We start from the raw sequence: 10,799 nt of genomic DNA, 5'->3' as shown, positions 1-10,799 counted from the left end.
TATGCGTCAGTGCACTAGCCTGTCTTCCCCGAGCGCGGACGAGCCCGTGCTCGGGCGCTCGCCTCCATCCAGTCAAGGCAAGTCGGTTGAGACCGGCACCGCGGTCCAGACGCAGGTATCACGCGAGCAACCGGGGACGGTCGCCCGCGCGCGGGTTCGACTGCGAGGGATGGCCAGTGTTTTGAGTTTACGAACGTAACGCTCCCGCGTGTCGATGAAACGCTGCAGACATCGGCGGTAGGCAGACACTCAACAGGCGCAGCAAGGGTTAGTAGCCCTCTGAGCGCATTCCGAGGTGTCTTCTGTATCTGAGCATAGCCTACTCCGTCACATCGCCGGGTTGGTCGTCTCACTCATTAAACGAAGACGCATTTTGATTATAGGCAAACAGCATTCGAGGGCGAGGAACAGGTGATGCAAATGTTGGTCGATCAGTCCAGCTTGAGACCACCCCCAAAAATAGCGCCTCCCTACAACTTTAACATCGGCGCTGCAGACATCATTGTTGTCTCCGACGGGGTGCTTGATATTGGACCTCCGGCCATCGCGTTCGGCGGCAGCCCAGTTGAAGAGCTTGACCTGCGCTTGAAGCAAAATTTCTTGCCGACCAAAAGCATCACGATCCCCATGAATATCCCCGTAATCTCTATAAACGGACGAAATGTGATCTTTGAAACTGGGATCGGATCCTCGAAAATTTTTGGGAACAGCGGTGGCTTATTGCAGAATGGCTTGATAGCAGCTGGTATCCATCCAGGAAGCATAGACGCTGTTGTGTGCTCGCACCCTCATCCCGATCATATCGGCGGGCTGTGCGATGACAAAGGCAACCCCCGATTTCCAAATGCTGCGATTTATTTGACAAAGATTGATTATGAATATTGGACCAACAAATTACATTTTGAATCATCAATTGGTTTCGCGGTTCGGATAGTGCGAAACAACCTGTTGCCATTGAGAAATCGGATTACTTTCTTCAAAGACAATGAGGAATTTTGCCGGGAATACAGGCCATTTTTACGCCAGGCCATACCGCAGGACATAGCTGCTTTCGGCTTCACTCAGGTGATGGGCAGCTGTATATCATTGGTGACCTAGTGCATCATGCGGCATTAATCCTCAAAAAACCAAACCTCAAGTTTTTTGCTGATATTGACCCGGACCAAGCAGTAAAATCAAGGATAGGCCTGCTATCAAGTATCGCTGAAACGCGCGCACACTTATTTGCATGCCATTTTCCATGGCCTTGGTCTGGGTCAAGTTGCTGTCGACGGCGACGGCTTCAGATACTATCCTAGCGAAATTCGATGGTAAATTTGATTATCATCCATCAAGTCTGAGTTTCGCTACACTCAAGGAAATGATGATCAACCGGGGTATTCGGACCCTTACAGATCCGGAAACTCTCCTGCCAGGTGGTCGATCAGGGAGCGGACAGCGGGCGGCAGGCCGCGGCGTGTCGTGAAGACGAGATGGACGATACCATCCCTGCTCCGCCAGTCCCGGAAGACACGGACGAGCCTTCCGGCGTCGATATGTGCTGCACAGGCGTGATCGGGCAGGAAGGCAACGCCCAGTCCATCCGCTGCGGCATCGCAGAGAACCGCGTAGTCGGCGCAGGTCAGGCGCGGCTCGTGGCGCATCACATGCGCTGTCCCGTCCTCGCGCTCCAGCATCCAGGTGGTTTCGCCCACCTCGTCGCTCGTGCCCATGGTCGGGACGGAAGCGAGTTCGGCAAGGTCGGCGCCGAGGCCGTTCGCGAACCGTGGGCTGGCAACGAGGATCCAGCGAGAGTGGCCGAGGGACCGCATGGTGAGGGACGCATCGCTCGTCAGCTCGTGTCGGACGCGCAGCGCGACGTCGATCCGCTCCTCGATCAGGTCGACGGCTCGATCCGTCACGACGAGCTGGAACTGGACCTTTGGGAAGCGGTCGAGGAAACCTCGCACGATAGCGGAGACGACCTTCACGAGGTTCCGCGGGCAACTCATGCGGATCCGCCCGTGCGGTTCAGCTTGGGTTTCCGCGATGAGCGCCTCGGCCCGCTCCGCCTCCAGCATAATGGTGCGGCAGCGCTCGTAGAAGGTCTGTCCAACCTCGGTGACGCGGAAGCGCCGGCTGGAGCGCTCGATGAGCCGCACCCCGAGCCGGGCTTCCAGCGCCGAGACACGCCGGCTCAGCTTCGATTTCGGCTCGCGAAGCGCGCGGCCTGCGGCGGTGAAGCCGCCATGGGCAACGACCTCGGCGAAAGTGACGTAGTCGTTGAGGTCTGGGCGCATCATCGTTCCCCGATTGGAACGCTAAGTGCCATTTCTACGGCCTGTTCGCATCATCGTTCTAGGAGCATCTCTCTCGGCAGCGGCTCACACGCAGCCGAACCATGGAGAGCGATGATGACCGGCAGATTCCAGGACAAGGTGGTGGTGGTGACTGGTGGCACCAGCGGCATCGGCCTCGCCGCCGCCAAGGCCTTCTCGCGGGAGGGCGCCTCGGTGTTCGTGACCGGTCGCCGTCAGGACGCGCTCGACGCGGCGGTGGAGCAGATCGGCGGCCGGGTCACCGGCGTTCGAGGCGACATGGCGAACCTCGCTGACATCGACCGCCTCTACGATGCCGTACAGCAGAGCCACGTGCAGATCGACGTCGTCTTCGCCAATGCCGGCGGTGGCGCGTTCGCGCCCCTTGGTACCATCACCGAAGAGCAGTTCGATAGCACCTTCGACACCAACGTGAAGGGCACGCTCTTCACTGTCCAGAAGGCCCTTCCGCTTCTGAAGGATGGCGGCGCGGTGGTGCTGACAGGCTCGACCGCCGGCAGCGAAGGGACACCGGCCTTCAGCGTCTATTCCGCTAGCAAGGCAGCCGTTCGCAACTTCGCGCGCACCTGGATTCTCGACCTGAAGGAGCGTCGCATCCGCGTCAACGTGGTCAGCCCCGGTGCGACGCGCACGCCGGGCCTCGTCGGCCTTGCCGGCGACGATGCCGAGAAGCAGCAGGGCCTTCTTGATTTACTGGGCTCGCGCATCCCCCTCGGACGCGTCGGCGAGGCGACGGAGATAGCCAATACGGTCCTTTTCCTGGCCTCCGACGAGGCGAGCTTCGTCAACGGTGTCGAACTGTTTGTCGACGGTGGTCAGGCCCAGGTCTGACGAGGCAAGTTGAACGCTCACAGATAAAGAGTCGTCGTCAGCCGACGCTACTCTCCTGGGCTCGCCTTCGCTGATCCCTGTCCGCGGTCAGCCACCGAAAGCCGACAAAGTGAGCAACCATGCCCGCTTCTCGTCGAATTTCATGAGAAGCGGACTGGCTGCTTGCCACCCATGACGGTCGTACAATGGACGGTCAGGACACGACCCCACTTAATTATACGAGGCCTGATCTCTTCTCTCCAGATACAGCGAAGCGATGATTGAAATGCGATGTGATCCAATTTCGCGATAAGGATGAGTGTTGGCGGCTACCGCGAATGGCCGATAGTCCCACATCATTGCGAATCAAGCCGAAGCCACTGGCTGCAAGAAGCTCCATGACGTCGGTGCACCTAACGCCTTGTTTAAAGTGGATCCGCTCAAGGATGCGATGATGCGCCTGCCACTGTTCAGGCGTTAAAAGACTGTGGCCGTCGGTTCGATTGCCAAAGATTCGATCCAGCAGTGGCATTAGGCGTTCGAGCCAGTGTTTGCTTACGAAATCGCCATCAATGACGAGCAAGCGCCCGCCTGGCTTCAGAATTCGGTTCCACTCTGCGAACGCCTTTCCCGGATCAACCAACGTCCAGACCAAATGCCGGGCGATGATCACATCATAGCTCTCATCAGGCTCGTACGTGTCCTCTGCATCACGGGCTAGGAAGTGGATCCGCGCCTGAGCCACCTCAGCTTTCCGCTTCGCTCGCGACATCATCGCATCTGTAAAATCAAGTCCCGTTACATCGAACCTAAGATCGTGCATGATCATCGTCATGACGCCAGTACCGCAGGCCAGATCCAAGGCCTTGCGCTCTTGCCCGTAGCCGAGGTGGTCGGTGATGACGTGCTTCCAAGCCTCCATTTCCGCAAGTTTTGCGACCCCGTGGCCGGGACTCAGATCATAGGTCTCCGCTCGCTTGGTCCAATATTCGCGGATGTCGTCCTTGACCGACCAATTTTGCATACGTGGTTCCTACATTGCGAACTGAATGTGGAGCCGTCCGTGCAGCCCCGATGTGGAGATATGCGCTTCGACGCCGAACACATCGGCGATCAGGGCCTCCGTCAGGACCTCCATCGGCTCCCCTGACGTAACGAGGCGCCCTCCTGAGAGCACCGCAATCGTGTCGCAGAACCGCACCGCAAGATTAAGATCATGGATCGCGATGATCGTTGTCAGTGGTAATCCTGCGACCAGTCGGAGGATCTCGATCTGGTGCTGGATATCGAGGTGGTTCGTCGGCTCATCCAGGATGAGACAGGATGGCGTTTGGGCGAGCGCCCGTGCAAGTTGAACCCTTTGGCGCTCGCCTCCCGAAAGCGTATGCCAGTATTGGTCTCGGCGGTTCTCCAAGCCGACCTGCGAAAGCGCGTCGGACACGATCCGATCGTCGTTATCCGTCCAAAGCGATAGGGCCGACCGATGGGGCGTTCGGCCGAGGCTCACGACGTCGAGGACCGTGACATGTGCCTCGGTGAGAGCATGCTGCTCCAGGACGGCGACACGGCGCGCCAGGTCGCGGCGGCCGAAGCGTCCGATAGGGGTGTCGTCGAGGACGACTTCGCCCGCCACGGGCAGCCTGAGCCCGGCGAGCAGCCGGATCAGCGATGATTTGCCCGACCCGTTCGGTCCGATCAGGCCGAGGGTCTGGCCGGGCCGTACCGCGACCGTCACGCCGTCGACGATCACCGTGCGGCCGGCGGCCCACCGCACGTTCCTCGCAGCGAGCGTCACGTGCTCCTCCGTGCCCGGTAGAGGATGATGGAAAAGAACGGCACGCCGACCAGCGCGGTGACGACTCCAACCGGTAGAGACTGTGGCGCGACTGCAACGCGCGACACGATGTCGGCAAGAACCATGAACAGCGCACCAACCAGCGCACAAGTCGGCAACAGCCGGATGTGGCCATGCCCGACGACGAAGCGGGCCGCATGAGGGATCACGAGTCCGACAAAGCCGATCGTCCCAACCATGCTGACCAGAGTGGCGGTCATCAGAGCAGTGATGACTAGAAGAACGATGCGGATGCGCTGGACGGCGATCCCAAGCGACCGGGCCGCGTCTTCCCCAAAGGTGAAGGCATCAAGCGCTCGGGCATGCCAGATGCAAACGAGAAAACAGGCCGTCACCACCGAGGCCGACAGCGCCAGGTCCGGCCAGCGGACACCGGCGAAACTGCCGAGCAGCCAGAACATCACGTTGCGGGCCTGCTCGGCATTGGCGGAGGTCGATACGATGTACGAGGTCAGAGCATTGAACAATTGCGATGCCGCGACGCCGGCCAGAATGGTGCGGTCCGCCGTCTGGCGTCCACTTGAGAGGAAGACGACGAAGGCGAAGGCCACCAGCGCACCGGCGAAGGCTCCCGCGGAGAGGGAGACGGCGCCGCTGCCCAATCCCAGAAGCATGATGCCGACCGCACCGGTCGATGCACCGGCGGAGATCCCCAGGACGTAGGGTTCGGCCAGGGGGTTGCGGAGCAGCGCTTGGAGGATCGCCCCACACAGCGCTAGGCCGGCTCCGCAGACGGCCGCGACGAGGGACCGCGAGAGACGGTAGTCCCAGATGATCGCCTCCTGGATACGGGGCAAACGCAGGGTGGTCAGGCCCAGTCGATTGGTGAGCGTCCCGAAGATCGTCTCCATCGGAATGGGCATCTCCCCAATCGAGACGCCTGCCGCGATGGCGAGGAGGAGACAAGCAGCCGTGAGGGCAGCGCCGCCCAGGCCGATCCCCCAGACGGCCGCACGCGATCGTCTCATTCCAACAACCCGAAACCCTCAAGAGCCTTTGCCACGACCTCAAGGCCGATGATGGTGCGAACGGTCGGGTTCATGGCCTGGGCGTCGAGTTCGACGATGTGGCCCTTCTCAACGGCACTGAGCTTGCTGGCCACGGCATCGGTGGCAAGGAAGCGGCGCTTCAGCGCCGGATCGTCCCCAATCTGAGTACGGCGATCCATTGTGCCGACCACGATGACGGTTGGATCCGCAACGGCAATCGTCTCCCACCCGACGATGGGCCATTCCTCATTGGAATCGATGATGTTGCGAGCCCCCAGCACCCTGGTGATGTAGCCCGGCGCCCCGTTCTTGCCGGCCACCCAGGCATCCCCCATCACGCCGCTCGAGGAGAACCAGAAGACGAGGCTGACGTCCTTGGCCTTGGCGGCTACACGCTGACGCACGGCATCCTCACGGGACTTCAATCGCGCGACGAGAGCTTGGCCACGGTCCGAAACATCGAAGATCCGCGAGAGCTCGTCGATCTCCTGATAGAGCAGTTCCATCGTCAGCGATCGCGTTCGCCTTCCGTCGCCGTTCGTGGCCTTACCCCTGTCCACGTCGCAATCGGAGGGTGACGTGTAGCTGGGTATGCCGACGGCATCGAATTGCTGCCGCGTCCCGACCCGTCCCCTGGGACCGACGGACGATTGGAACTGCGCGGCGACGAGATCCGGATCCCGCGATACGACAGCCTCGAAAGTCGGACTGGTATTGGTGATCAATGGGACCTTTGCGTTGTCGGCGGCAAGCTCCGGCAACACCGGCGAGACCCAGGAGGCAGTCCCGGCCATGCGCTCTGCCAAACCGAGCAACAGCATGATCTCCGTGCTGTTCTGACCAATGCCGATGGCTCTCTGCGGTACTTTCTCGATCCGGAGCTGAGCGCCGCAATTATCCAATACGAACGGGTAGGTCGTCGATGTCGCCGAGGCATCAGCTGGTGCGAGTGCCGAGCACACCGTTGCCGCCAAGATAACCCACAGCGTCCAAACGTTCGCGGGCACGGATCCACTTGCCCGTGGGGCGGAATGGGGGACGTCGTTCAAGCTGGAACCGAGTGCCATGCGAAAGACCTTCCTCGCCCTACGGATGGCCTCGGCTCAGAAGCGAGCGGAGACGCCACCGAGGATGGTTCGCGGATAGCCCGGCGTCGCGTAGCGGTTCTGCCAAGCGCGGTCGTAATAAGTCTCGTCGAACAGATTATCGACGTTCAGGTAGATCCGGACGTCCTTGGTGATCTTGTAGTACGAGATCAGGTTGAAGATCGCGTATTGAGGCAGCTCGAAGGTCGAGACCGCGGTACCGGACGCCCGCGCGCCGACGAAGTTGACACCTGCGCCAAGGCCGAGCCCGCGGAGGTCGCTGCCCTGGAACTCGTAGACACTCTGCAGCGCGAAGGCGTTCTCGGGGATGTTGGCGAGGGGGGCTCCCACCGGGATCGTGTTGTCACGTGTCACGGCCGCGTCGACGTAGGTGTAGGTGCCGATAACGCGCCAGCCCGGGGTGAGATAGCCGGCAACGCTGAGATCGAAGCCGCGGCTGCGAACCTCACCCGCTGCGATGCTGAAGTTCTGGTCCACGGGGTCAGAGGTCAGGACATTGCTACGGGTGATGGTGAACAGGGCGGCCGTGGCACTCATCCGCCCCTCGAACAGATCAAGCTTCGCGCCGACCTCGTAGCCCTCCCCTTCCTGGAATGCGAAGGGCCGTCCGCCACGGTCCACACCGGTATTGGGCCGGAACGAGCGTGCATAGCTTCCGTACACCGACAGGGTATCGAGAAGATCGTAGGTCAGGCCGAAACGCGGCGTCGCTGCGATCCCCTGCAGGCTCGTCGTCCGGTTGTTGACGAAGGAGGTCGAGACCAAGCCGATATCCTCGACGCGCACGCCGACTAGGGCATGGAGGCGTGGGGTGATGTCGATCTGATCCTGGATGTACCCAGCATAGCTCTCCGTGCGCTCCAGGAGATTGCTGCCGGGGACCGTCAGGGCGGGCAGGGCCTGGCCGTAGCGCGGGTTGAGGAGATCGAGGGAGAACGGGTTCACGTTCGGGTTCGAGCGGTTGATCTCCTCCCGGTAGCGGTAGGTGTCGTATTCGAGGCCCATCAGCAGGGTGTGGCGCAGGAAGCCTGTCTCGAACTTGCCCGCGAGGTTGACCTGGATGTCGAGGTCAGACCATCCGAGTTCCCGGTGGTCGAAGGTACGCCGCAGGGTGCGTCCGTCGCTCAAGACGCCCACGGTCTGCACGGCATCCCCCGCGATGCCACCGCCGAGATACTGGGCGCCAGCGGTGAGAACCCAGTTTTGGTCGAACCTGTGCTCGATGCGGAGCTGACCCAGCGCATTCTCGTTCCGGAACGGCGCGAGGCTCGGCTCGCCGATGTAGCGGGAGCGCGGCACGGCACGCAGGCTGCCGTTGAAGGGGACGATTCCGCGATCGAAGGTCTGGCCGGCACTGATGAACTCGCCCTCGAGCGTGATCGTCGTGTCGGGGGTCGCCTTCCATGCGATGACGGGGGCGAGGTAGTAGCGGTCGCTGCTCACGAAATCACGGAAGCTGCCGTTGTCCTCGAAGGCGCCCGTGACCCGTGCGAGCACGGTCCCGTCCTCACTAAGAGCCCCTGTCGCGTCGAAGGTGGTGCGCTTCTGATTGAAGCTGCCGATCTGCGTCCCGATCGCCAGGGACCGCTCGGCCAGGGGCTGCTTCGAGACGATGTTGAAGGTGCCGCCGGGGTCGCCGCGGCCATACAGGAAGGCCGACGGTCCCTTCAGCACCTCGATGCGCTCGATGGAGACGATGTCCGGGGAGTTCGGATAGCCACGGTTGATCGGAAAACCGTTGCGATAATACTCCCCCGTGGAGAAGCCGCGGACGGTGAACTCGGTGAGACCGAGGCCGGCGAAATTGTTGGCGCGGCCGACGCCCGCAAGATCGAGAGCGGTATCGACCCGTGTCGCGCCGGCATCCTCCAACACCTCACGGGGGACGACCACCACGGTCTGGGGCACTTCGCGCAGGGGCGTGTCGGTGCGGGTGGCGCTGACGCTTCGCTTGGCGAGGTAGCCGTCCGTCGCCAGCGCGCCACCTGAGTTTCCGATGACGGAGAGCTCCTCGAGCCGTACTTCGTTGCCGACCGAGCTGGTGCTCTGAGCCCAGACGGGGGAAGAGGTCAGGACGATCGCCAGTGTCCCGAGGACAGCCATGCGTCTGACGCTACAGCCGCTGGAGGGCGAGGAAACGGCAGTGAATAGCGCTTCGGCCTGGGCAACGGGGAGCAAGCGGAGGCGGTACAGCATCAGTGAAGCCCAAATGCACTGGAAGGGCTTCGAACGGAGCGCGAGCGCGATGTGTGCCGGGGTCGCCGCAGCATCGCTCATGCGACCCACCGGGGCACCCCGCCCGAGAGACGTTACGGCTTCGAGGCAGGTCTCCTGGCTCACGGCTCAACGTCGCTGCCGGGCCTTCCCAGTGCGTCGCACCAGTGACCGTTTTCGGCAGCGGCTCGCCGCTTACAGTTGCGGGGGCAGCTCCGGCATGACCCTTTCGGGCGCACCGGATTCCCTCTTAGCTCACGATCACGAAACCGCGAGACCTCGAATGCCCCCTGCATCGGGCCTTAGGTTAAGCTTGTCAATATCGGAGTTGAGGTTACTGCACGAGATGCGCCGCGAGAAGAGCCGTGCCTGGCGAGGCTGGGGACCCCGCCAAACGTCTCGCGGCTAAGTCCGGCGATGACGTCGCCGGCGGCCGTGTCGAGGGCCGCGGGGTAGCGCGCGATGCCAGCCTCAACCGCAGTCGCCCTGACCCCAGCTCACGTGCCGAATGGGCCGTCTGACCGAACGTTTTCTGACGGCGGCATCCCGTCCTACACTGACGGACGCTGGTCGAATACCCGTAGTTCCGGGTCGCGCCATAAGGGGACATCAGCCCACCGCCCAGCAGCGGACATTCAGTTTCAGGTGAGCGACCGTCTGATGCTGAGGCGATCTGCGAGGCGGCGCAGCGGCCGACGATGCGGTTCGTTCAAGGAAGAGCGCGCAGGCCCAGGCCTCCGGAGGGGTGTTCCGTACGCACGACCTGCTCGTGCGTCACCCGTGTCCACGTCCATCCGAGCTTGCTGATGGATGGGTATGGTGCTCACCAGCTGACGCCGCTGACGGTCACCTAAAAAGGGGCTACTGTACCGATTGCAAAGCTTAGATCCCGATGCCCAACACATCTCCTGCCGAAGTCCTGCGTCGCGAGATCGCCTCGGTTCTGGCCGCAGAGAGTGCGCACCAGGTTCCCCGGATCTGCGCGCGTTACGGCCTCGCTGAGGGAACCGGACAGGAGGCCTTCAGCGGTAAAATCCGCTACGTGATGAACCGCCTGCAGGATCTGAGTAGCAACCAAGTTCTCAAGATCGGCCAGGCCGTCCAAGCGGACTACCAGCACCGTGAGTTGGCCCTGGCGGTGGCAGCCGTCGAGGACATCGATTTGCCAAGACTTTCCAATGTGACAAGGCGGCGTCTGATCGCTGCGCTGGACTCGATTGATCTGCCGGGCAGCCTTGGCATTATTGCATTTTTAGAACCCGTGTTCGATCTCGACGCGATACCTTCGCCATATCGAGCACAAAACAGCTTTTACTTTGAGCGTATGATCAGAGTCGATATTGAACAACACTGCATCGCGAATGATGATTGGAAGAACAGCGAGCTGCTTGGCCATTTAGGTTTCGTCAGCTGCCATCAACGCGTGGTGTTTAACTTGCTCGAAAGGCTAGTTGATCCGGAGATCCGCAGCGATGCAGATCAAATAGTACTAGAGCGTGTTATGAAC

The 10,799-nt window shown here is 61.5% G+C and carries 9 protein-coding genes, 1 pseudogene and 1 riboswitch; of the genes and pseudogenes, 4 read left to right on the top strand and 6 right to left on the bottom strand.

From position 1 onward, the window contains the following. The first annotated feature begins 420 nt into the window (after nucleotides 1–420). On the top strand, nucleotides 421–1,098 hold the full coding sequence (locus tag COGEMETH_RS17330; protein ID WP_238183852.1) for an MBL fold metallo-hydrolase: 678 nt from the start codon (nucleotides 421–423) through the stop codon (nucleotides 1,096–1,098). Between the two features lie 290 nt (nucleotides 1,099–1,388). On the opposite strand, the gene COGEMETH_RS17325 is transcribed toward COGEMETH_RS17330, so the two are convergent. After that, nucleotides 1,389–2,282, bottom strand: a complete 894-nt coding sequence (locus COGEMETH_RS17325; protein WP_238183851.1) for a LysR substrate-binding domain-containing protein — start codon at nucleotides 2,280–2,282, stop codon at nucleotides 1,389–1,391. Nucleotides 2,283–2,393: 111 nt separating this feature from the next. On the opposite strand from COGEMETH_RS17325, the gene COGEMETH_RS17320 reads away from it, so the two are divergent. Next, nucleotides 2,394–3,149, top strand: a complete 756-nt coding sequence (locus COGEMETH_RS17320) for an SDR family NAD(P)-dependent oxidoreductase (RefSeq protein WP_238183850.1) — start codon at nucleotides 2,394–2,396, stop codon at nucleotides 3,147–3,149. A gap of 214 nt (nucleotides 3,150–3,363) precedes the next feature. Here COGEMETH_RS17320 and COGEMETH_RS17315 read toward each other — a convergent pair whose 3' ends face one another. From COGEMETH_RS17315 to COGEMETH_RS17295, 5 genes are read right to left on the bottom strand one after another with little or no spacing between them, the layout of a single operon-like run. Continuing rightward, nucleotides 3,364–4,152: a class I SAM-dependent methyltransferase gene (locus tag COGEMETH_RS17315; protein ID WP_238183849.1), complete on the bottom strand. Its 789-nt coding sequence runs from the start codon at nucleotides 4,150–4,152 to the stop codon at nucleotides 3,364–3,366. A 9-nt stretch (nucleotides 4,153–4,161) separates the two neighbouring features. Beyond that, the gene (locus COGEMETH_RS17310) at nucleotides 4,162–4,923 is read right to left on the bottom strand and encodes an ABC transporter ATP-binding protein (protein ID WP_238183848.1); all 762 of its coding nucleotides are present in this window, start codon (nucleotides 4,921–4,923) and stop codon (nucleotides 4,162–4,164) included. After that, entirely contained in the window at nucleotides 4,920–5,951 is a 1,032-nt protein-coding gene (locus COGEMETH_RS17305) for a FecCD family ABC transporter permease (protein ID WP_238183847.1), read from the bottom strand. Before COGEMETH_RS17305 ends, COGEMETH_RS17310 begins: the two co-directional genes overlap by 4 nt. Further along, nucleotides 5,948–7,039, bottom strand: a complete 1,092-nt coding sequence (locus tag COGEMETH_RS17300) for an ABC transporter substrate-binding protein (RefSeq protein ID WP_238183846.1) — start codon at nucleotides 7,037–7,039, stop codon at nucleotides 5,948–5,950. Before COGEMETH_RS17300 ends, COGEMETH_RS17305 begins: the two co-directional genes overlap by 4 nt. A gap of 36 nt (nucleotides 7,040–7,075) precedes the next feature. Then, the gene (locus COGEMETH_RS17295) at nucleotides 7,076–9,355 is read right to left on the bottom strand and encodes a TonB-dependent siderophore receptor (protein WP_238183845.1); all 2,280 of its coding nucleotides are present in this window, start codon (nucleotides 9,353–9,355) and stop codon (nucleotides 7,076–7,078) included. 27 nt (nucleotides 9,356–9,382) lie between these two features. Then, a riboswitch (cobalamin riboswitch) is annotated at nucleotides 9,383–9,589 on the bottom strand. A 359-nt stretch (nucleotides 9,590–9,948) separates the two neighbouring features. Here COGEMETH_RS17295 and COGEMETH_RS17290 point away from each other — a divergent pair. Then, nucleotides 9,949–10,067 (top strand): annotated as a pseudogene (locus tag COGEMETH_RS17290) (IS110 family transposase); the annotation flags it as partial. A gap of 117 nt (nucleotides 10,068–10,184) precedes the next feature. Further along, nucleotides 10,185–10,799: AbiJ-related protein (locus tag COGEMETH_RS17285; protein WP_238183844.1), on the top strand; the 615-nt coding region annotated here is incomplete at its 3' end.

The sequence above is a fragment of the Methylobacterium trifolii genome (assembly GCF_022179685.1).
Taxonomy (GTDB): Bacteria; Pseudomonadota; Alphaproteobacteria; order Rhizobiales; family Beijerinckiaceae; genus Methylobacterium; species Methylobacterium trifolii.
This window is presented reverse-complemented; position numbering and strand designations above follow the sequence as displayed.

What these genes read in the sequence shown, in the direction of transcription:
- COGEMETH_RS17330 (WP_238183852.1), top strand. Translation starts at nt 421, where the DNA reads ATGTTGGTCGATCAGTCCAGCTTGAGACCACCCCCAAAAATAGCGCCT.
- COGEMETH_RS17325 (WP_238183851.1), bottom strand. Translation starts at nt 2,282, where the DNA reads ATGATGCGCCCAGACCTCAACGACTACGTCACTTTCGCCGAGGTCGTT.
- COGEMETH_RS17320 (WP_238183850.1), top strand. Translation starts at nt 2,394, where the DNA reads ATGACCGGCAGATTCCAGGACAAGGTGGTGGTGGTGACTGGTGGCACC.
- COGEMETH_RS17315 (WP_238183849.1), bottom strand. Translation starts at nt 4,152, where the DNA reads ATGCAAAATTGGTCGGTCAAGGACGACATCCGCGAATATTGGACCAAG.
- COGEMETH_RS17305 (WP_238183847.1), bottom strand. Translation starts at nt 5,951, where the DNA reads ATGAGACGATCGCGTGCGGCCGTCTGGGGGATCGGCCTGGGCGGCGCT.
- COGEMETH_RS17300 (WP_238183846.1), bottom strand. Translation starts at nt 7,039, where the DNA reads ATGGCACTCGGTTCCAGCTTGAACGACGTCCCCCATTCCGCCCCACGG.
- COGEMETH_RS17295 (WP_238183845.1), bottom strand. Translation starts at nt 9,355, where the DNA reads ATGAGCGATGCTGCGGCGACCCCGGCACACATCGCGCTCGCGCTCCGT.